General features: G+C 67.2%; 16 protein-coding genes and 1 tRNA gene. 15 read left to right on the top strand and 2 right to left on the bottom strand.

Annotation, left to right across the window (positions count from 1 at the left end; translation table 11 throughout):
* Window positions 1–237: 237 nt before the first annotated feature.
* Complete coding sequence (locus ABTX62_RS28215) at window positions 238–1269, bottom strand: adenosine deaminase (RefSeq protein WP_352118826.1); 1032 nt, start codon at window positions 1267–1269, stop codon at window positions 238–240.
* 131 nt (window positions 1270–1400) lie between these two features.
* Window positions 1401–2627, bottom strand: a complete 1227-nt coding sequence (locus ABTX62_RS28210; RefSeq protein ID WP_352118825.1) for a pyridoxal phosphate-dependent aminotransferase — start codon at window positions 2625–2627, stop codon at window positions 1401–1403.
* A gap of 306 nt (window positions 2628–2933) precedes the next feature.
* Between ABTX62_RS28210 and ABTX62_RS28205 the strand changes: the two genes are divergently transcribed.
* From ABTX62_RS28205 to fusA, 15 genes are all read left to right on the top strand, one after another.
* A tRNA-Trp gene (locus tag ABTX62_RS28205) sits at window positions 2934–3006 on the top strand.
* Window positions 3007–3114: 108 nt separating this feature from the next.
* Window positions 3115–3399: a preprotein translocase subunit SecE gene (gene secE, locus ABTX62_RS28200; RefSeq protein ID WP_352118824.1), complete on the top strand. Its 285-nt coding sequence runs from the start codon at window positions 3115–3117 to the stop codon at window positions 3397–3399.
* Window positions 3400–3479: 80 nt separating this feature from the next.
* Entirely contained in the window at window positions 3480–4304 is an 825-nt protein-coding gene (gene nusG, locus ABTX62_RS28195) for a transcription termination/antitermination protein NusG (protein ID WP_283973861.1), read from the top strand.
* A gap of 169 nt (window positions 4305–4473) precedes the next feature.
* A complete protein-coding gene (rplK, locus tag ABTX62_RS28190) occupies window positions 4474–4908 on the top strand; it encodes a 50S ribosomal protein L11 (protein ID WP_003992325.1) in 435 nt (144 codons plus the stop codon).
* 76 nt (window positions 4909–4984) lie between these two features.
* The gene (rplA, locus tag ABTX62_RS28185; protein ID WP_352118823.1) at window positions 4985–5710 is read left to right on the top strand and encodes a 50S ribosomal protein L1; all 726 of its coding nucleotides are present in this window, start codon (window positions 4985–4987) and stop codon (window positions 5708–5710) included.
* Between the two features lie 128 nt (window positions 5711–5838).
* The gene (locus ABTX62_RS28180; protein ID WP_352118822.1) at window positions 5839–6693 is read left to right on the top strand and encodes an SCO4651 family lipoprotein; all 855 of its coding nucleotides are present in this window, start codon (window positions 5839–5841) and stop codon (window positions 6691–6693) included.
* 92 nt (window positions 6694–6785) lie between these two features.
* Complete coding sequence (locus tag ABTX62_RS28175) at window positions 6786–7610, top strand: SCO4651 family lipoprotein (RefSeq protein WP_352118821.1); 825 nt, start codon at window positions 6786–6788, stop codon at window positions 7608–7610.
* 308 nt (window positions 7611–7918) lie between these two features.
* Window positions 7919–8449, top strand: coding sequence for a 50S ribosomal protein L10 (rplJ, locus tag ABTX62_RS28170; protein ID WP_283973857.1), 531 nt, complete (start codon window positions 7919–7921; stop codon window positions 8447–8449).
* 114 nt (window positions 8450–8563) lie between these two features.
* Window positions 8564–8947: a 50S ribosomal protein L7/L12 gene (gene rplL, locus ABTX62_RS28165; RefSeq protein WP_030839722.1), complete on the top strand. Its 384-nt coding sequence runs from the start codon at window positions 8564–8566 to the stop codon at window positions 8945–8947.
* A 570-nt stretch (window positions 8948–9517) separates the two neighbouring features.
* Window positions 9518–13003, top strand: coding sequence for a DNA-directed RNA polymerase subunit beta (gene rpoB / locus ABTX62_RS28160; protein WP_283973856.1), 3486 nt, complete (start codon window positions 9518–9520; stop codon window positions 13001–13003).
* Window positions 13004–13097: 94 nt separating this feature from the next.
* The gene (locus ABTX62_RS28155; protein ID WP_352118820.1) at window positions 13098–17015 is read left to right on the top strand and encodes a DNA-directed RNA polymerase subunit beta'; all 3918 of its coding nucleotides are present in this window, start codon (window positions 13098–13100) and stop codon (window positions 17013–17015) included.
* A 241-nt stretch (window positions 17016–17256) separates the two neighbouring features.
* The gene (locus ABTX62_RS28150; RefSeq protein ID WP_502998024.1) at window positions 17257–17820 is read left to right on the top strand and encodes a DUF1707 and DUF4190 domain-containing protein; all 564 of its coding nucleotides are present in this window, start codon (window positions 17257–17259) and stop codon (window positions 17818–17820) included.
* A gap of 323 nt (window positions 17821–18143) precedes the next feature.
* Entirely contained in the window at window positions 18144–18515 is a 372-nt protein-coding gene (rpsL, locus tag ABTX62_RS28145) for a 30S ribosomal protein S12 (RefSeq protein WP_003948652.1), read from the top strand.
* Window positions 18516–18517: 2 nt separating this feature from the next.
* A complete protein-coding gene (gene rpsG, locus ABTX62_RS28140) occupies window positions 18518–18988 on the top strand; it encodes a 30S ribosomal protein S7 (RefSeq protein ID WP_003992340.1) in 471 nt (156 codons plus the stop codon).
* Between the two features lie 39 nt (window positions 18989–19027).
* Window positions 19028–21154, top strand: a complete 2127-nt coding sequence (fusA, locus tag ABTX62_RS28135; protein ID WP_283973853.1) for an elongation factor G — start codon at window positions 19028–19030, stop codon at window positions 21152–21154.
* The last annotated feature ends 81 nt before the right edge of the window (window positions 21155–21235 follow it).

The raw sequence follows: 21235 nt of genomic DNA, 5'->3' as shown, positions 1-21235 counted from the left end.
GCGGCACCCCCACTCGTGTGAGGCGAAAGGGAAGCGCACCACCCACATCCCGCGTCAGGCGAAGGCGGCACCCCCACTCGTGTGAGGCGAAACGGAAGCGCACCACCCCACTCAGTGTGAGGCGAAGCGAAAACGCGTTACCCCCACCCGGCGTGAGGCGCGGAGAAGCACCGCCCCACCCGGTGTGAGGCGAAGCCAAAACGCATACCCCCACCCGGCCCCAAGCGCAGACGCGACCTACGCCGCCAGCCAGTCGTCCACCCCCGCCAGCAGCTTCGTCTTCACATCCTCCGGCGCCGCCGACCCCCGCACCGACTGCCGGGCCACCTCCGCCAGCTCCGCATCCGTGAACCCGTTATACCGCCGCGCGATCTCGTACTGCGCGGCGAGACGTGACCCGAACAGCAGGGGATCGTCCGCGCCCAGCGCCAACGGCACGCCCGCCTCGAACAGGGTCCGCAGCGGCACGTCCTCCGGCTTCTCGTACACCCCCAGCGCCACGTTCGACGCCGGACACACCTCGCACGTCACCTGCCGGTCCGCCAACCGCTTCAGCAGCCGCGGATCCTCCGCCGCCCGCACCCCGTGCCCCACCCGGTTCGCCCCCAGGTCGTCCAGACAGTCCCGCACCGAGGACGGACCCGCCAGCTCGCCCCCGTGCGGCGCCGACAGCAGTCCGGCCTCCCGCGCGATCGCGAACGCCCGGTCGAAGTCCCGTGCCATCCCCCGCCGCTCGTCGTTCGACAGCCCGAAGCCGACCACACCCCGGTCGGCGTACCGCGTCGCCAGCCGCGCCAGCGTCCGCGCGTCCAGCGGGTGCCTCATCCGGTTCGCCGCGACCAGCACCCGCATCCCGAGCCCGGTCTCCCGCGACGTCGTCTCCACCGCGTCCAGGATGATCTCCAGCGCCGGGATCAGCCCGCCCAGCCGCGGCGCGTACGACGTCGGGTCGACCTGGATCTCCAGCCAGCCCGACCCGTCCCGCACGTCCTCCTCCGCGGCCTCCCGCACCAGCCGCTGGATGTCCTCCGGCGCCCGCAGACACGAGCGGGCCGCGTCGTACAGCCGCTGAAAGCGGAACCAGCCCCGTTCGTCCGTCGCGCGCAGGCTCGGGGGTTCCCCGCTGGTCAGCGCCTCACTCAGCGCGTCGGGCAGCCGGACGCCGTGCTTGTCGGCCAGTTCCAGCACCGTCGAGGGCCGCATCGACCCGGTGAAGTGCAGGTGCAGATGGGCTTTCGGCAGCTCAGAGACATCACGTACACGCTCCATCCCAGGATCCTGCCGTACGTCCCGGCCGTCCCGGTAGCCGTTTCCCCTTTCGTGGTCTTGCTCGCACAAACAAATGGGGCACATACCGAAAACGGCATGTGCCCCGAGCCGGAGGACCGGCGAAGCGGACGTCAGTCCCGCGCCTCCGCCAGCAGCTTCTGGATCCGCGAGACACCCTCGACCAGATCCTCGTCACCCAGCGCGTACGACAGCCGCAGGTAGCCCGGCGTGCCGAAGGCCTCACCCGGTACGACCGCGACCTCGGACTCCTCCAGGATCAGCGCGGCCAGCTCGACGGTGTCCTTGGGCCGCCTGCCCCGGATCTCCTTGCCGACCAGCTCCTTCACCGACGGGTACGCGTAGAAGGCGCCCTCCGGCTCCGGGCACACCACGCCGTCGATCTCGTTCAGCATCCGCACGATGGTCTTGCGGCGCCGGTCGAACGCCTCGCGCATCGTCGCGACCGCGTCCAGGTCACCGGAGACGGCGGCCAGCGCGGCGGCCTGGGCGACGTTGGACACGTTCGACGTGGCGTGCGACTGCAGGTTCGTCGCGGCCTTGACGACGTCCTTCGGGCCGATGATCCACCCCACGCGCCAGCCGGTCATCGCGTACGTCTTCGCGACACCGTTGACCACGACGCACTTGTCGCGCAGCTCGGGCAGCACCGCCGGCAGCGACACGGCGGAGGCGTCGCCGTAGACGAGGTGCTCGTAGATCTCGTCGGTCAGCACCCACAGGCCGTGCTCGACGGCCCAGTGGCCGATGGCCTCGGTCTCGTGCTCGCTGTAGACCGCGCCGGTCGGGTTCGACGGCGAGACGAAGAGGACGACCTTCGTCTTCTCGGTGCGGGCCGCCTCCAGCTGCTCGACGGTCACCCGGTACCCGGTCGTCTCGTCGGCGACGACCTCCACCGGGACACCCCCGGCCAGCCGGATCGACTCCGGGTAGGTCGTCCAGTACGGCGCGGGCACGATGACCTCGTCGCCCGGGTCGAGGATCGCGGCGAAGGCCTCGTAGATGGCCTGCTTGCCGCCGTTGGTGACCAGGATCTGGGAGACGTCCGGCTCGTAGCCGGAGTCGCGCAGCGTCTTCGCGGCGATCGCGGCCCTCAGCTCGGGCAGGCCGCCGGCCGGCGTGTAGCGGTGGAACTTCGGGTTCTTGCAGGCCTCGATCGCGGCCGCGACGATGTAGTCCGGAGTCGGGAAGTCGGGTTCACCGGCGCCGAAGCCGATCACCGGCCGCCCTGCGGCCTTGAGGGCCTTGGCCTTGGCGTCCACGGCGAGGGTGGCGGACTCGGAGATCGCGCCGACTCGGGCGGAGACCCGGCGCTCGGTGGGAGGGGTTGCAGCGCTCATGGGTCCCATCGTTTCAGACCGGAAACGTGCGCGGCACGGGGGTTTCACAGACTGAACAACGTCGGGCAAACCCCTGAACAACAGTGCGGATCGCCCGCACTGCCTGGGCGATCTTCGCAGGATTCCCGTCAGTCCGGCCCTCGCTCCCCGGGCGATCTTCCGCCAACGTGCCCTGCGCCGCGCCCATTCTGTTCGACGACCGGCCGCCGAGCACGTACACTCTCACCTCGTTGGCCTTCAGCGGGCTGCGCCCGTCCGGTGCACACCAAGCATCCGGATGGATGCGGTACGTTGGGGGACACACAAAGGGTCGTAGCTCAATTGGTAGAGCACTGGTCTCCAAAACCAGCGGTTGGGGGTTCAAGTCCCTCCGGCCCTGCTACACACTCCATCGCCAGGATGTGTGCGCATGTACGTACAGCAATGCACCGCCGTGCGGCTCAGACCGGGCGCGGCACGGCCACGACCCGGAATCAGGTGAGGACGAGTGACGGACGCCGTGGGCTCCATCGACATGCCTGATGCCCAGGACGAGGCGCCGGAGTCCAGGAAGGGCCGCAAGGGCGGTAAGCGCGGAAAGAAGGGCCCGCTGAAGCGGCTCGCCCTCTTCTACCGCCAGATCGTCGCGGAGCTGCGCAAGGTCGTCTGGCCGACCCGCAACCAGCTGACGACCTACACGACCGTGGTGATCATCTTCGTCGTCATCATGATCGGCCTGATCACCGTGATTGACTATGGGCTCAGCAACGCCGCGAAGTACGTGTTCGGCTGAGCAGTCCGCGAAGAGCGCCGAGGTACCCGGCGCTCCTTTCGCATGTTCCACCCCTATGTATCCAGGAAGAAGCAGCCACCGTGTCTGACCCGAACGTGAACGACGCCATCGAGCCTGTCGAGTCCGTCGAGGACGAGCTCGACACCGTCGAGGGCGCGGACAGCGAGGACACCGAGGCCTCCGCCGAGGTCGAGGCTGCCGACGCCGTCGCGGACGACGCCGCCGAGGCGGAGACCGAGGACGACGAAGAGGCCGCGGAAGAACTCGAGGAAGAGCCCGAGGACGACCGCGACCCGATCGAGAAGCTCCGCGAGGAACTGCGGGTCCTGCCCGGCGAGTGGTACGTCATCCACACCTACGCCGGCTACGAGAACCGCGTGAAGACCAACCTGGAGCAGCGCGCCGTCTCGCTGAACGTCGAGGACTACATCTTCCAGGCCGAGGTGCCGCAGGAAGAGGTCGTCCAGATCAAGAACGGCGACCGCAAGACGATCAAGCAGAACAAGCTTCCGGGCTACGTCCTCGTCCGCATGGACCTGACGAACGAGTCCTGGGGCGTGGTCCGCAACACCCCCGGCGTCACCGGCTTCGTGGGCAACGCCTACGACCCGTACCCGCTGACCCTGGACGAGATCGTCAAGATGCTCGCCCCCGAGGCCGAGGAGAAGGCCGCCCGCGAGGCCGCCGAGGCCGAGGGCAAGCCGGCTCCGCAGCGCAAGGTCGAGGTCCAGGTGCTGGACTTCGAGGTGGGCGACTCGGTCACCGTCACCGACGGCCCGTTCGCCACGCTGCAGGCGACCATCAACGAGATCAACCCGGACTCGAAGAAGGTCAAGGGTCTCGTGGAGATCTTCGGCCGCGAGACGCCGGTCGAGCTCTCCTTCGACCAGATCCAGAAGAACTGACCGCTTCTGGACGCACCGCTTCCGAACAGGTCAGACGGGCCTCACAGCCTGTCTGACCTGCTCGGTTTTTGGCCGCACATGGATACCCGTTATCGTTGTGCGGTATGCCTCCATCCGGATGATCCGGTTCGGAGGCTGAAAAACTCTCACTAGGACCCGGAGAGAGCACATGCCTCCCAAGAAGAAGAAGGTCACGGGGCTCATCAAGCTCCAGATCCAGGCCGGTGCCGCCAACCCGGCTCCGCCGGTCGGCCCCGCGCTGGGTCAGCACGGCGTGAACATCATGGAGTTCTGCAAGGCCTACAACGCCGCGACCGAGTCGCAGCGTGGCTGGGTGATCCCGGTGGAGATCACGGTCTACGAAGACCGTTCCTTCACCTTCATCACCAAGACGCCGCCGGCCGCGAAGATGATCCTGAAGGCCGCCGGTATCGAGAAGGGCTCGGGCGAGCCGCACAAGACCAAGGTCGCGAAGATCACGCGTGACCAGGTCCGCGAGATCGCCACGACCAAGATGCCCGACCTGAACGCCAACGACCTGGACGCCGCCGAGAAGATCATCGCCGGCACCGCCCGTTCCATGGGCGTCACGGTCGAGGGCTGAGCCCCAACCCCATCAGCAGAAGTGGCAGGGCCTGCTCGGCCCGGACCACGACTCCTAAGAATCCACAGGAGCAGTAGTGAGCAAGCGCAGCAAGTCCCTTCGCGCTGCGGACGCCAAGGTCGACCGGGAGAAGCTCTACGCCCCGCTCGAGGCCGTCCGTCTCGCCAAGGAGACCTCCACGACCAAGTTCGACGGCACCGTCGAGGTCGCCTTCCGCCTGGGTGTCGACCCGCGCAAGGCCGACCAGATGGTCCGTGGCACCGTGAACCTCCCGCACGGCACCGGTAAGACCGCCCGGGTCCTGGTCTTCGCGACCGGTGACCGTGCCGAGGCCGCTCGTGCCGCGGGCGCCGACATCGTCGGCGCCGACGAGCTCATCGACGAGGTGTCGAAGGGCCGTCTGGACTTCGACGCCGTCGTCGCCACCCCGGACCTCATGGGCAAGGTCGGCCGCCTCGGCCGTGTGCTCGGTCCGCGTGGTCTGATGCCGAACCCGAAGACCGGCACCGTCACCCCCGACGTCACCAAGGCCGTGACCGAGATCAAGGGTGGCAAGATCGAGTTCCGCGTCGACAAGCACTCGAACCTGCACTTCATCATCGGCAAGACGTCGTTCGACGACACCAAGCTGGTGGAGAACTACGGCGCGGCGCTGGAGGAGATCCTCCGTCTGAAGCCGTCCGCAGCCAAGGGTCGCTACATCAAGAAGGCCGCCATCAGCACCACGATGGGCCCCGGCATTCCGGTCGACTCCAACCGCACCCGCAACCTCCTCGTCGAGGAGGACCCGGCCTCGGTCTGAGCCTGACGGCTCACCCAACCGGTCACGGGCCCCGCACCTCTCACAGGTGCGGGGCCCGTTCCCTTTTCCGGTACGTACGCCGGTGGCCTGGGTTAACGTGCGGGAACCGGATGCGAACGGGGGGACGTATGCAGGGCATGACCGTGCGCCGTGTGGGCCTGGTGCTCGCGGCGACCGCGCTGACGGGGGTGGCCGCCTGCACCTCACAGGACTCCTCCGACGGCCCCGGCCACGACGACCGTGCCGGGCGCGGCCGGTCCCCGGCGGCCCTGCGCGCGGCCGAACGCGCCACCGAGCAGGCCGAGTCCGCCCGGGTCGAGTCCACGACGACCATGGGCTCCCTGATGTCCATGACCGCCGCCGGCACCCTCGGCTGGAGCGACGGCATCACCGGCACCCTCACCATCACCTACACCGGCGGCACCATGGCCGACACCATGCGCCGGCTGGGCAGCACCTCGATGGAGGCCCGGTACCTGCCCGACGCGTACTACGCGCGGATGGGCGAGAACTTCGCCGAGAAGGCCGGCGGCAAGCACTGGATCCGGTACGCGTACGAGGACCTCGAAGCCCTCACCGGCGGCTCCGGCGCCCGGCTCGGCGACCAGATGCGCAGGACGACGCCCAATCAGTCCGTGAAGCTCCTGCTGTCCTCCGGCGACGTCAGGAAGGTCGGTGAGGAGACCGTCCGCGGCCGGACCGCCACGCACTGGTCCGGCACCGTGGCGGCGGCCGACGTCGCCGACGCCGGCCTGAGGAAGCAGCTCGCCGAGGCCGGTGTCACCACCGAGACCGTCGACATCTGGATCGACCAGCGGAACCTGCTGGTCAAGAAGGTGGAGAAAGCGCGGACGGCCACGGGCCCGATGACCCAGACCGCGCACTACACCGACTACGGCGTGACCGTCCGGGCCGAGCGGCCGCCGCAGTCCGACACCGGGGACTTCGAGGACCTCATGCGCACGCAGTCCGCTGCGCCTTGACCCGTTCTTATTCGGATAGATCACTTGTGCGCCTCTGGGATAGGCTCGCGGCCTTGCTGTGAAGCAAGCATGTATTCCTTGGGGGGAATCCGATGAAGAAGTCCATACCTGCCGCCGGCCTGGGCGCGCTGCTTCTGGCCGCCGGTGCCGTCGGCTGCGGTGCCGGGGAGTCGCCGGAGATGACGCCCGCGGCGGCCGTCGCCAAGGCGGCGAAGAACACGGAGGACATCACGTCCCTCCAGTACCGCATGAAGGGCTCGGTTCCCGAGTCCGGCCGCGTCGAGGGCGAGGCGTCCATGCGCCTGAAGCCCACGATCGCGATGAGCATGAAGATGAAGGCGCCCGACCAGGGCGCGGAGAGCGTGGAGATCCGTCTCGTCGACAAGGCCATGTACCTCGGTGGGGGAGCCGAGATGGCCAAGGAGATGGACGGCAAGCGCTGGCTGAAGTTCGACCTGTCCGGCTCCGACGCCGCCAAGGACCTCGACAGGATGGGGTCCACGAGCCAGGCCGAGCAGAACCCGGCGGCGCAGTCGACCTTCCTCACCGGCGCCAAGGACGTGAAGAAGGTCGGCAGCGAGGAGGTCGACGGCGTCGAGACCACCCGCTACTCGGGCACGGTCACCCTCGACGACCTGCGCGCCTCGCTGAAGGACGACAAGGCGGAGACGCGCGAGCAGCGCGAGAAGAGCATCGAGCAGTACGAAAAGCTCGGTGTCGACACGTTCACGATGGACATGTGGGTCGACGGCGAGGACCACACCAAGCAGTTCCGCATGAAGGGCCAGGCCGACAAGGGCCCGCTCGACATGACGATCACCTTCCTCGACTACAACAAGCCGGTCACCGTGACGGCCCCGCCGGCCAAGGACGTCGCGGACCTGGGTGAGATGTTCAAGGAGCTGGAGCAGGGCTGAACCGCCCCGCGCTGATCAGCCGTACGGGCGGATTTGCTTGACGGCGATCCGTTCCCGTACTCTCCTACAGAAGCCAAAGACCGCTGGTCGTTACCGCGCGCTCATCAGAGGGCGCGGTGGCCGAAGGATCCGCTGAACGGCGGACGACCCGCGCAGGTGACACTGGAGAAGCTCCCGGAATCCGCCGCCCCGTGCGTGCGTGAAGCCGGTCGAGCTACGCCCCGTGCGCTTGCGCCGGGGCGTTTCGTTTTCCCCAGTCCTCCTTCGGGTCCGCGCGGTCCGAATCACCCGGAAGGAGGCCGAGGCTCATGGCGAGGCCAGACAAGGTCGATGCCGTCGAGGAGATGCGGGAGAAGTTCCGCAACTCCAACGCCGCCGTCGTTACCGCGTACACCGGTCTCACCGTCGCGCAGCTCCAGCAGCTGCGTCGTTCACTCGGTGAGAACGCTCAGTACCGTGTGGCGAAGAACACGCTGACCAAGATTGCGGCCAACGAGGCCGGGATCACGACGCTGGACGACCTCTTTGCGGGTTCGTCGGCCGTCGCCTTCGTGACCGGTGACCCGGTCGAGGCGGCGAAGGGTCTCCGTGACTTCGCCAAGGACAACCCCAGTCTCGTCATCAAGGGCGGCGTCCTTGACGGCAAGGCGATGTCCGCCGATGAGATCAAGAAGCTTGCGGACCTCGAGTCCCGCGAGGTTCTGCTCTCCAAGCTGGCGGGTGCCTTCAAGGGCAAGCAGTCCCAGACTGCTCAGCTCTTCCAGGCGCTTCCCTCGAAGCTCGTCCGCACCGTGGACGCGCTCCGTGCCAAGCAGGACGAGCAGGGCGGTGCCGAGTAACTCGGCTCGCATCCCGGCCGCCGCTGCCTGAACGCGGCGACCGTCGCGGGCCACACGTACGCCCGCCTCACATGTACATCCGGCACCTGCCGAATTAGTGGAAGGACCGCCATCATGGCGAAGCTCAGCCAGGAAGACCTGCTCGCGCAGTTCGAGGAGATGACCCTCATCGAGCTCTCCGAGTTCGTGAAGGCGTTCGAGGAGAAGTTCGACGTCACCGCCGCCGCGGCCGTCGCCGTCGCCGGTCCGGCCGGTCCGGCCGCCCCGGCCGAGGCCGAGGCCGAGCAGGACGAGTTCGACGTCATCCTCACCGGTGCCGGCGACAAGAAGATCCAGGTGATCAAGGTCGTGCGTGAGCTGACCTCCCTGGGTCTGAAGGAGGCCAAGGACCTCGTGGACGGCGCCCCGAAGCCCGTTCTCGAGAAGGTCGCCAAGGACGCCGCCGAGAAGGCCGCCGAGTCCCTCAAGGGCGCCGGCGCCTCCGTCGAGGTCAAGTAAGACCCTCGGATCCGTCCGGATCCACAACACGTCCGGCCGGACGTGTAACGCGTAAGCGCGGAAGAGCGATCATCCATCCGGGTGGTCGCTCTTCGGCGTTCTCGGGGGCCGGCCGCGGTTGCCTTGAACCCTTTGTGACGGGGGGTATGGTGATCTTCGTCGTGTCTCCGGGCGGCTCCGGATCGGGCAGGGGGGCCTTGACGAACCGCACGCAGCGCGCAATTCTCAGGACGCGTCGTCACAGGATCCGAATCCGAGGCATGGATCGGCGACGAAGAGGGCAGTATCAACGTGCGTTGAGGGCAGCGCCGTGTCGCAGGAGTGGAACAACGAGGGTGAACACGGGTTTCACGACCCGCACTGGACATCAGTGGGCCAAGTGGCTACACTGACCCTTTGCGCTGCCTGTTAGCTGTCCCCTGCCCGTCACTAGGGGTCTGCCCTCGCTCGAGCATCGACGACAAGACTTGTTGACCTGGCCTTTCGGCCGGATCCACGCGGCTTGTCTCCGTGTACGGGAGAGGGGCCGGTACGCGCGTAGTGAGTCCGAGCCCTCGGAAGGACCCCCTCTTGGCCGCCTCGCGCAACGCCTCGACCGCGAATACGAACAACGCCGCCAGCACTGCCCCGCTGCGCATCTCTTTTGCAAAGATCAAGGAGCCTCTCGAGGTTCCGAACCTGCTCGCGCTGCAGACCGAGAGCTTCGACTGGCTCCTCGGCAACACCGCCTGGCAGAGTCGGGTCGAGGAGGCTCTCGAGAACGGTCAGGACGTCCCCACCAAGTCCGGGCTCGAGGAGATCTTCGAGGAGATCTCCCCGATCGAGGACTTCAGCGGGTCGATGTCGCTGACCTTCCGCGACCACCGCTTCGAGCCGCCGAAGAACTCCATCGACGAGTGCAAGGACCGTGACTTCACGTACGCGGCCCCGCTCTTCGTCACCGCCGAGTTCACGAACAACGAGACCGGCGAGATCAAGTCCCAGACGGTCTTCATGGGCGACTTCCCGCTCATGACGAACAAGGGCACCTTCGTCATCAACGGCACCGAGCGTGTCGTGGTGTCGCAGCTCGTCCGTTCGCCCGGTGTCTACTTCGACTCCTCCATCGACAAGACGTCCGACAAGGACATCTTCTCCGCCAAGATCATCCCGTCCCGGGGTGCCTGGCTGGAGATGGAGATCGACAAGCGCGACATGGTCGGTGTCCGCATCGACCGCAAGCGCAAGCAGTCCGTCACCGTCCTGCTCAAGGCGCTCGGCTGGACCACCGAGCAGATCCTCGAGGAGTTCGGCGAGTACGAGTCGATGCGCGCCACCCTGGAGAAGGACCACACCCAGGGCCAGGACGACGCGCTGCTCGACATCTACCGCAAGCTGCGTCCGGGCGAGCCCCCCACGCGTGAGGCCGCGCAGACGCTGCTGGAGAACCTGTACTTCAACCCCAAGCGCTACGACCTGGCCAAGGTCGGCCGCTACAAGGTCAACAAGAAGCTGGGTGCGGACGCTCCGCTGGACGCGGGCATCCTGACCGTCGAGGACATCATCTCGACGATCAAGTACCTGGTGAAGCTGCACGCGGGCGAGACCGAGACGGTCGGCGACAGTGGTACGAACATCGTCGTCGAGACCGACGACATCGACCACTTCGGCAACCGCCGCCTGCGCAGCGTCGGCGAGCTCATCCAGAACCAGGTCCGCACGGGTCTGGCGCGTATGGAGCGTGTCGTCCGCGAGCGGATGACGACCCAGGACGTCGAGGCGATCACGCCGCAGACCCTGATCAACATCCGGCCGGTCGTCGCCTCCATCAAGGAGTTCTTCGGCACCAGCCAGCTGTCGCAGTTCATGGACCAGAACAACCCGCTGTCGGGTCTCACCCACAAGCGCCGTCTGTCGGCTCTCGGCCCGGGTGGTCTGTCCCGTGAGCGGGCCGGTTTCGAGGTCCGTGACGTGCACCCCTCGCACTACGGCCGCATGTGCCCGATCGAGACGCCCGAAGGCCCGAACATCGGTCTGATCGGCTCGCTCGCCTCCTACGGCCGGGTCAACGCGTTCGGTTTCGTGGAGACCCCGTACCGCAAGGTGTTCGAGGGCCAGGTCACCGACGAGGTCGACTACCTGACCGCCGACGAGGAGGACCGCTTCGTCATCGCGCAGGCCAACGCGCAGCTGACGGACGACCTCCGCTTCGCCGAGGCCCGGGTGCTGGTCCGCCGCAAGGGCGGCGAGGTCGACTACGTCACCGGCGAGGACGTGGACTACATGGACGTCTCGCCGCGCCAGATGGTGTCGGTCGCGACCGCCATGATCCCGTTCCTCGAGCACGACGACGCCAACCGTGCCCTCATGGGCGCGAACATGATGCGTCAGGCCGTGCCGCTGATCAAGTCCGAGGCCCCGCTCGTCGGCACCGGCATGGAGTACCGCTCCGCCGTCGACGCCGGCGACGTGGTCAAGGCCGAGAAGCCCGGTGTGGTCCAGGAGGTCTCCGCGGACTACATCACCACCGCCAACGACGACGGCACGTACATCACGTACCGCCTGGCCAAGTTCGCCCGCTCCAACCAGGGCACCTCGGTCAACCAGAAGGTCATCGTCAACGAGGGCGACCGGATCATCGAGGGCCAGGTCCTGGCCGACGGTCCGGCCACCCAGAACGGCGAGATGGCGCTGGGCAAGAACCTGCTCGTGGCGTTCATGCCGTGGGAGGGTCACAACTACGAGGACGCGATCATCCTGTCGCAGCGCCTCGTGCAGGACGACGTCCTCTCCTCGATCCACATCGAGGAGCACGAGGTCGACGCCCGTGACACCAAGCTCGGCCCCGAGGAGATCACCCGGGACATCCCGAACGTCTCCGAGGAGGTCCTCGCCGACCTCGACGAGCGCGGCATCATCCGCATCGGTGCCGAGGTCGTCGCCGGCGACATCCTCGTCGGCAAGGTCACGCCCAAGGGTGAGACCGAGCTGACGCCGGAGGAGCGCCTGCTGCGCGCCATCTTCGGTGAGAAGGCCCGTGAGGTCCGTGACACCTCGCTGAAGGTGCCGCACGGCGAGATCGGCAAGGTCATCGGCGTCCGCGTCTTCGACCGCGAGGAGGGCGACGAGCTTCCCCCCGGTGTGAACCAGCTGGTGCGCGTGTACGTCGCGCAGAAGCGCAAGATCACCGACGGTGACAAGCTCGCCGGCCGTCACGGCAACAAGGGCGTCATCTCGAAGATCCTGCCGATCGAGGACATGCCGTTCCTGGAGGACGGCACCCCGGTCGACATCATCCTCAACCCGCTCGGTGTCCCGTCCCGAATGAACCCGGGACAGGTCCTGGAGATCCACCTCGGCTGGCTCGCCAGCCGCGGCTGGGACGTCTCCGGGCTCGCGGACGACTGGGCCCAGCGCCTGCAGGCCATCGAGGCCGACCAGGTCGCGCCGGGCACGAACGTCGCCACCCCCGTCTTCGACGGTGCGCGTGAGGACGAGCTGGCCGGTCTGCTGAACCACACCATCCCGAACCGCGACGGCGAGCGCATGGTGCTCCCGACCGGTAAGGCGCCGCTGTTCGACGGCCGCTCCGGCGAGCCGTTCCCCGAGCCGATCTCGGTCGGCTACATGTACATCCTCAAGCTGCACCACCTGGTCGACGACAAGCTGCACGCCCGGTCGACCGGTCCGTACTCGATGATCACCCAGCAGCCGCTGGGTGGTAAGGCCCAGTTCGGTGGCCAGCGCTTCGGTGAGATGGAGGTGTGGGCGCTGGAGGCTTACGGCGCCGCGTACGCCCTCCAGGAGCTGCTGACCATCAAGTCCGACGACGTCACCGGCCGCGTGAAGGTCTACGAGGCCATCGTCAAGGGCGAGAACATTCCCGAGCCCGGCATCCCCGAGTCCTTCAAGGTGCTCATCAAGGAGATGCAGTCCCTGTGCCTCAACGTGGAGGTGCTGTCCTCGGACGGCATGTCCATCGAGATGCGCGACACCGACGAGGACGTCTTCCGCGCTGCGGAGGAGCTTGGCATCGACCTGTCCCGGCGTGAGCCGAGCAGCGTCGAAGAGGTCTGACGGGAGTCCGGAGGCCTTCGTCATGAAGGCCTCCGGCCCCAGGACCCCCGTATCAGACCCCATGACTTACAACCCTGAGAGGGATTGACGCATAGTGCTCGACGTCAACTTCTTCGACGAGCTCCGGATCGGTCTGGCCACCGCTGACGACATCCGTCAGTGGAGCCACGGCGAGGTCAAGAAGCCCGAGACGATCAACTACCGCACGCTCAAGCCCGAAAAGGACGGACTCTTCTGCGAGAAGATCTTCGGTCCGACCCGGGACTGGGAGTGCTACTGCGGCAAGTACAAGCGTGTCCGCTTCAAGGGCATCATCTGTGAGCGGTGTGGCGTCGAGGTCACCCGTGCCAAGGTGCGCCGTGAGCGGATGGGCCACATCGAGCTCGCCGCCCCGGTCACCCACATCTGGTACTTCAAGGGCGTCCCGTCACGCCTGGGCTACCTGCTCGACCTGGCCCCCAAGGACCTCGAGAAGGTCATCTACTTCGCGGCGTACATGATCACGTACGTCGACGAGGAGCGCCGTACGCGCGACCTGCCCTCGCTGGAGGCCCACGTCTCCGTCGAGCGCCAGCAGATCGAGCAGCGCCGTGACGCCGACCTGGAGGCCCGCGCCAAGAAGCTCGAGACCGACCTGGCCGAGCTGGAGGCCGAGGGTGCCAAGGCCGACGTGCGCCGCAAGGTGCGCGAGGGTGCCGAGCGCGAGATGAAGCAGCTGCGCGACCGTGCGCAGCGCGAGATCGACCGCCTCGACGAGGTGTGGAACCGCTTCAAGAACCTCAAGGTCCAGGACCTGGAGGGCGACGAGCTGCTCTACCGCGAGCTGCGTGACCGCTTCGGCACGTACTTCGACGGCTCGATGGGTGCCGCGGCGCTGCAGAAGCGCCTGGAGTCCTTCGACCTCGACGAGGAGGCCGAGCGCCTCCGCGAGATCATCCGTACCGGCAAGGGCCAGAAGAAGACCCGTGCGCTCAAGCGCCTGAAGGTCGTCTCCGCGTTCCTGCAGACCAGCAACAGCCCCAAGGGCATGGTGCTCGACTGCGTGCCGGTCATCCCGCCGGACCTCCGCCCGATGGTGCAGCTGGACGGTGGCCGCTTCGCGACCTCCGACCTGAACGACCTGTACCGCCGTGTGATCAACCGGAACAACCGCCTGAAGCGCCTTCTCGACCTCGGTGCGCCCGAGATCATCGTGAACAACGAGAAGCGCATGCTCCAGGAGGCCGTCGACGCGCTGTTCGACAACGGCCGCCGCGGTCGCCCCGTCACCGGTCCCGGTAACCGCCCGCTGAAGTCCCTCAGCGACATGCTGAAGGGCAAGCAGGGTCGCTTCCGTCAGAACCTGCTCGGTAAGCGTGTGGACTACTCCGCGCGTTCCGTGATCGTCGTCGGTCCGCAGCTGAAGCTGCACCAGTGCGGTCTGCCGAAGGCGATGGCGCTGGAGCTCTTCAAGCCGTTCGTGATGAAGCGCCTGGTCGACCTGAACCACGCGCAGAACATCAAGAGCGCCAAGCGCATGGTCGAGCGCGGCCGCACGGTCGTGTACGACGTGCTGGAAGAGGTCATCGCGGAGCACCCGGTTCTGCTGAACCGTGCGCCCACGCTGCACCGCCTCGGCATCCAGGCCTTCGAGCCGCAGCTGGTCGAGGGCAAGGCCATCCAGATCCACCCGCTCGTCTGCACCGCGTTCAACGCGGACTTCGACGGTGACCAGATGGCCGTGCACCTGCCGCTGTCCGCGGAGGCGCAGGCCGAGGCCCGCATCCTGATGCTGTCCTCGAACAACATCCTCAAGCCGGCCGACGGCCGCCCGGTGACGATGCCGACCCAGGACATGGTCCTCGGTCTGTTCTTCCTCACCACCGACGGCGAGATGCGCGACCTCAAGGGCGAGGGCCGTTCCTTCGCCTCGGTCGCCGAGGCGATCATGGCCTTCGACGCGGGCGAGCTCTCGCTCCAGTCGAGGATCGACGTCCGCTTCCCGGTCGGCACCATCCCGCCGCGTGGCTGGACCCCGCCGGCGCCCGAGCAGGGCGCCGAGTCCGACACCGCCGCGGGCGAGTGGCAGCAGGGTGACCCCTTCCGGCTGAACACCACCCTGGGCCGCGCGCTCTTCAACGAGCTGCTGCCCGAGGACTACCCGTTCGTCGACTACGAGGTCGGCAAGAAGCAGCTCTCCGAGATCGTCAACGACCTCGCCGAGCGCTACCCCAAGGTCATCGTGGCGGCGACGCTCGACAACCTGAAGGCGGCCGGCTTCTTCTGGGCGACCCGCTCCGGCGTCACCGTGGCCATCTCCGACGTCGTCGTTCCCGAGGCGAAGAAGGAGATCGTCAAGGGCTACGAGGCGCAGGACGAGAAGGTCCAGAAGCAGTACGAGCGCGGTCTGATCACCAAGGACGAGCGCACGCAGGAGCTCATCGCGATCTGGACCAAGGCGACCAACGAGGTCGCCGAGGCGATGAACGACAACTTCCCGAAGACCAACCCGATCTTCATGATGGTGAACTCGGGTGCACGAGGCAACATGATGCAGATGCGTCAGATCGCCGGTATGCGTGGTCTGGTGTCGAACGCGAAGAACGAGACGATCCCGCGTCCCATCAAGGCCTCCTTCCGTGAGGGCCTGTCCGTGCTGGAGTACTTCATCTCCACGCACGGTGCCCGTAAGGGTCTGGCGGACACCGCTCTGCGTACCGCCGACTCGGGTTACCTCACGCGTCGTCTGGTCGACGTCTCCCAGGACGTCATCATTCGCGAGGAGGACTGCGGCACCGAGCGCGGTCTGCGTCTGAAGATCGCCGACCGGAACGCCGAGGGCACGCTGGTCAAGACGGAGGACGTCGAGACCTCCGTGTACGCGCGCTGCCTCGCCGAGGACATCGTGGTCGACGGGCAGGTGCTGGCCCCGGCCGGCACCGACCTGGGCGACGTCCTCATCGAGGAGCTCGTGCGGCGCGGTGTCGAGGAGGTCAAGACCCGCTCGGTCCTGACCTGCGAGTCCGCCGTCGGCACCTGCGCGATGTGCTACGGCCGTTCGCTCGCCACCGGCAAGCTGGTCGACATCGGTGAGGCGGTCGGCATCATCGCCGCCCAGTCCATCGGTGAGCCCGGTACCCAGCTGACGATGCGTACCTTCCACACCGGTGGTGTGGCCGGTGACGACATCACCCAGGGTCTGCCGCGTGTCGTCGAGCTCTTCGAGGCCCGTACCCCGAAGGGTGTCGCCCCGATCTCCGAGGCCCAGGGCCGCGTGCGGATCGAGGAGACCGAGAAGACCAAGAAGCTCGTCGTCACCCCGGACGACGGCAGCGACGAGACGGCGTTCCCGATCTCGAAGCGTGCCCGTCTCCTGGTCAGCGAGGGCGAGCACGTCGAGGTGGGCCAGAAGCTCACCGTGGGTGCCACCAACCCGCACGACGTGCTGCGCATCCTGGGCCAGCGTGCCGTCCAGGTCCACCTGGTCGGCGAGGTCCAGAAGGTCTACAACTCGCAGGGTGTGTCGATCCACGACAAGCACATCGAGATCATCATCCGGCAGATGCTCCGCCGTGTGACGATCATCGAGTCCGGCGACGCCGAGCTGCTGCCCGGCGAGCTGGTCGAGCGCTCGAAGTTCGAGACCGAGAACCGTCGTGTGGTCCAGGAGGGTGGTCACCCGGCCTCGGGTCGTCCGCAGCTCATGGGTATCACCAAGGCCTCGCTGGCGACGGAATCCTGGCTGTCGGCCGCCTCCTTCCAGGAGACGACCCGAGTCCTGACGGACGCGGCGATCAACGCCAAGTCCGACAGCCTCATCGGCCTCAAGGAGAACGTCATCATCGGTAAGCTCATCCCGGCCGGTACGGGTCTGTCCCGCTACCGCAACATCCGGGTCGAGCCGACCGAGGAGGCCAAGGCCGCGATGTACTCGGCCGTCGGCTACGACGACATCGACTACTCGCCGTTCGGCACGGGCTCCGGCCAGGCCGTCCCGCTGGAGGACTACGACTACGGTCCGTACAACCAGTAAGCGAGTCGCTTGAGTCGAAGGGCGGTCACCCTGCGGGGTGGCCGCCCTTCGGCGTTTTTGCGGGCCGGCGTCCCGGGCGGGGCGGGCCCGTACGCGGTCCCGGGGGGCCTGTGGCGCGTCCCGGGGAGTGCGGCGAGACCGTGGCGCGTTCCGTGCGGGGAGCGCGTCTGCCGGCTGTGTGGCCGACCTGTCGTGCTTCCCTCGTCACGCGCCGGTGCCGGATGCCGCGCCTGGGCGCATCATGGAAGGAGTCCGGACCCCGGGGAGGTGCTCCGTGCCGCAGCCGCACTATCCGTCCTGGCAGCCCTGGCAGCCCTGGCAGGGTGCCGGTGCTTCGTCGATGCTCGCGTCGCACGCCGATCGGGAGCGGGCCGTGGACGTGCTCAGAGCCGGGTACGGCGAAGGCCGGATGGAGCGGGACGAGTTCGAGAAGCGGGTGGGGCGGGCCTACGCGGCGCGGACCGTGGGGGAGCTGGCGCTGCTCGTCGCGGATCTGCCGCAGGGGCCGCTGCCGCAGCCGTCCTCCGCCGGGTCCGTGCCGCCGGCGTTCCTGCCCGTGCCGCGCCCGCGGACCAACGGGAAGGCCGTCGCGGCGGGCGTCTGCGGGCTGCTGTGCGTGCCGACCATGGGGCTGACCGGCATCCCGGCCGTCGTGCTGGGGCATGCGGCCCGGGCGGAGATCCGCAGCCGGGGAGAGCTGGGGGACGGGCTGGCGCTGACCGGGCTGGTGCTCGGGTGGTTGTCCACGGCGGGTTGGGCACTCGTTCTGGTGTTGCTGACGGTCGTGTCCGTCGTAGCATCGTGAAGGTGTGTGCATAACGGACACACGCCACCGAATTGAAGATCGTCAAGGGCCGGGGGGCTTGACATGTCCGGCGTGGCGATGCGGGCGGTGCCCATTTGTTTTGACCGCAGCGAATGCGGTAGGTACGCTCAGACCTTGTGCCTGGGGTGTGCCCTGGCTCGCGTGTGTGCCATGAACCGCACGGCGAGCTGACACCGGCCACCGCAATCTGCGCTTATTTCTGCCTGGCGGCGGGAGTCCGCGGGATTCGACACACCCGACCGCGTGGGTCGGAGATGTTCCAGGTTAGCTTCACCATTCGGCACACAGAAACCGGAGAAGTAGTGCCTACGATCCAGCAGCTGGTCCGGAAGGGCCGGCAGGACAAGGTCGAGAAGAACAAGACGCCCGCACTCGAGGGTTCCCCTCAGCGTCGGGGCGTCTGCACGCGTGTGTTCACGACCACCCCGAAGAAGCCGAACTCGGCCCTGCGTAAGGTCGCGCGTGTGCGTCTGACCAGCGGGATCGAGGTCACCGCTTACATTCCGGGTGAGGGACACAACCTGCAGGAGCACTCGATCGTGCTCGTGCGCGGCGGCCGTGTGAAGGACCTGCCGGGTGTTCGCTACAAGATCATCCGTGGCTCCCTCGACACCCAGGGTGTCAAGAACCGCAAGCAGGCCCGTTCCCGCTACGGCGCCAAGAAGGAGAAGTAAGAATGCCTCGTAAGGGCCCCGCCCCGAAGCGCCCGGTCATCATCGACCCGGTCTACGGTTCTCCTCTGGTGACCTCCCTCATCAACAAGGTGCTGCTGAACGGCAAGCGCTCCACCGCCGAGCGCATCGTCTACGGCGCCATGGAGGGTCTGCGTGAGAAGACGGGCAACGACCCGATCATCACGCTGAAGCGCGCGCTGGAGAACATCAAGCCGACCCTCGAGGTCAAGTCCCGCCGTGTCGGCGGTGCGACGTACCAGGTTCCGATCGAGGTCAAGCCCGGTCGCGCCAACACGCTCGCGCTGCGCTGGCTGGTCGGTTACTCCCGCGCCCGTCGCGAGAAGACCATGACCGAGCGTCTGCTCAACGAGCTTCTCGACGCCTCCAACGGCCTCGGTGCCGCTGTGAAGAAGCGCGAGGACACCCACAAGATGGCCGAGTCCAACAAGGCCTTCGCGCACTACCGCTGGTAGTCGCTACCCACATCGAGACCGAGAGAAGACTGAAGCCTTATGGCTACCACTTCACTTGACCTGGCCAAGGTCCGCAACATCGGGATCATGGCCCACATCGACGCGGGCAAGACGACCACCACCGAGCGGATCCTGTTCTACACGGGCGTGTCGTACAAGATCGGTGAGGTCCACGACGGCGCTGCCACCATGGACTGGATGGAGCAGGAGCAGGAGCGTGGCATCACGATCACGTCTGCTGCGACCACCTGTCACTGGCCGCTCGAGGACAACGACTACACCATCAACATCATCGACACCCCTGGTCACGTCGACTTCACCGTCGAGGTGGAGCGCTCCCTGCGCGTGCTCGACGGTGCCGTGACGGTGTTCGACGGTGTCGCCGGTGTCGAGCCGCAGTCCGAGACGGTGTGGCGTCAGGCCGACCGTTACGGTGTGCCGCGTATCTGCTTCGTCAACAAGCTGGACCGTACCGGCGCCGAGTTCCACCGCTGCGTGGACATGATCTCGGACCGCCTGGGCGCGCAGCCGCTGGTCATGCAGCTGCCGATCGGTGCGGAGGCGGACTTCAAGGGCGTCATCGACCTCGTGACGATGAAGGCCCTGGTCTGGTCGGCCGAGGCGACCAAGGGCGAGATGTACGACACCGTCGACATCCCGGACACCCACGCCGAGGCTGCCGAGGAGTACCGCGGCAAGCTGCTCGAGGCCGTCGCCGAGAACGACGAAGAGCTGATGGAGCTGTACCTGGAGGGCACCGAGCCCACCGTGGAGCAGCTCTACGCCGCGATCCGCCGTATCACGATCGCGTCCGGCAAGGGCGGCGGCACCACCGTCACCCCCGTCTTCTGCGGCACCGCGTTCAAGAACAAGGGCGTTCAGCCCCTGCTCGACGCCGTCGTGCGCTACCTGCCCACTCCGCTCGACGTCGAGGCCATCGAGGGCCACGACGTCAAGGACCCGGAGCAGGTCGTCGTGCGCAAGCCGTCGGAGGACGAGCCCCTCGCCGCGCTCGCGTTCAAGATCATGAGCGACCCGCACCTCGGCAAGCTCACCTTCGTCCGGGTTTACTCGGGCCGCCTGGAGTCCGGCACCGCGGTGCTGAACTCCGTCAAGGGCAAGAAGGAGCGCATCGGCAAGATCTACCGCATGCACGCGAACAAGCGTGAGGAGATCGACTCGGTGGGCGCCGGCGACATCGTCGCCGTGATGGGCCTGAAGCAGACCACCACCGGTGAGACGCTGTCCGACGACAAGAACCCGGTCATCCTGGAGTCCATGGACTTCCCGGCGCCGGTCATCCAGGTCGCCATCGAGCCCAAGTCGAAGGGTGACCAGGAGAAGCTGGGCGTCGCGATCCAGCGCCTGGCCGAGGAGGACCCGTCCTTCCAGGTTCACTCGGACGAGGAGACCGGCCAGACCATCATCGGTGGTATGGGCGAACTGCACCTCGAGGTGCTGGTCGACCGTATGCGCCGTGAGTTCAAGGTCGAGGCCAACGTCGGCAAGCCGCAGGTCGCGTACCGCGAGACCATCCGCAAGGCGGTCGAGCGGGTCGACTACACGCACAAGAAGCAGACTGGTGGTACCGGCCAGTTCGCCAAGGTGCAGATCGCGATCGAGCCGATCGAGGGCGGCGACGCCTCGTACGAGTTCGTGAACAAGGTGACCGGTGGGCGTATCCCGAAGGAGTACATTCCTTCGGTGGACGCCGGTGCGCAGGAGGCCATGCAGTTCGGCATCCTCGCCGGCTACGAGATGACCGGCGTGCGTGTCACCCTGATCGACGGTGGCTACCACGAGGTCGACTCCTCCGAGCTCGCGTTCAAGATCGCCGGTTCGCAGGCCTTCAAGGAGGCCGCGCGCAAGGCCAGCCCCGTGCTGCTCGAGCCGATGATGGCCGTCGAGGTCACCACGCCCGAGGACTACATGGGCGAGGTCATCGGTGACATCAACTCCCGCCGTGGCCAGATCCAGGCCATGGAGGAGCGGGCGGGTGCCCGCGTCGTGAAGGGCCTCGTGCCCCTCTCGGAGATGTTCGGCTACGTCGGCGACCTGCGCAGCAAGACGTCCGGCCGTGCGAGCTACTCCATGCAGTTCGACTCCTACGCCGAGGTTCCGCGGAACGTCGCCGAGGAGATCATCGCGAAGGCCAAGGGCGAGTAACGCACCGCGTCTACACGCCGTAGGCTTGACTCCGGAGCCTTGAGGGGCATTCCGCCGCAATCGCGGTGAGAGTGCCCCGGG

Origin of the sequence: Streptomyces sp. NPDC096046 (genome assembly GCF_040303285.1) — a bacterium.
Classification (GTDB): domain Bacteria; phylum Actinomycetota; class Actinomycetes; order Streptomycetales; family Streptomycetaceae; genus Streptomyces.
This window is presented reverse-complemented; position numbering and strand designations above follow the sequence as displayed.

What these genes read in the sequence shown, in the direction of transcription:
- ABTX62_RS28215 (WP_352118826.1), bottom strand. Translation starts at nt 1,269, where the DNA reads ATGGAGCGTGTACGTGATGTCTCTGAGCTGCCGAAAGCCCATCTGCAC.
- ABTX62_RS28210 (WP_352118825.1), bottom strand. Translation starts at nt 2,627, where the DNA reads ATGAGCGCTGCAACCCCTCCCACCGAGCGCCGGGTCTCCGCCCGAGTC.
- rplK (WP_003992325.1), top strand. Translation starts at nt 4,474, where the DNA reads ATGCCTCCCAAGAAGAAGAAGGTCACGGGGCTCATCAAGCTCCAGATC.
- ABTX62_RS28180 (WP_352118822.1), top strand. Translation starts at nt 5,839, where the DNA reads ATGCAGGGCATGACCGTGCGCCGTGTGGGCCTGGTGCTCGCGGCGACC.
- ABTX62_RS28175 (WP_352118821.1), top strand. Translation starts at nt 6,786, where the DNA reads ATGAAGAAGTCCATACCTGCCGCCGGCCTGGGCGCGCTGCTTCTGGCC.
- rplJ (WP_283973857.1), top strand. Translation starts at nt 7,919, where the DNA reads ATGGCGAGGCCAGACAAGGTCGATGCCGTCGAGGAGATGCGGGAGAAG.
- rplL (WP_030839722.1), top strand. Translation starts at nt 8,564, where the DNA reads ATGGCGAAGCTCAGCCAGGAAGACCTGCTCGCGCAGTTCGAGGAGATG.
- ABTX62_RS28150 (WP_502998024.1), top strand. Translation starts at nt 17,257, where the DNA reads ATGGAAGGAGTCCGGACCCCGGGGAGGTGCTCCGTGCCGCAGCCGCAC.
- rpsG (WP_003992340.1), top strand. Translation starts at nt 18,518, where the DNA reads ATGCCTCGTAAGGGCCCCGCCCCGAAGCGCCCGGTCATCATCGACCCG.
- fusA (WP_283973853.1), top strand. Translation starts at nt 19,028, where the DNA reads ATGGCTACCACTTCACTTGACCTGGCCAAGGTCCGCAACATCGGGATC.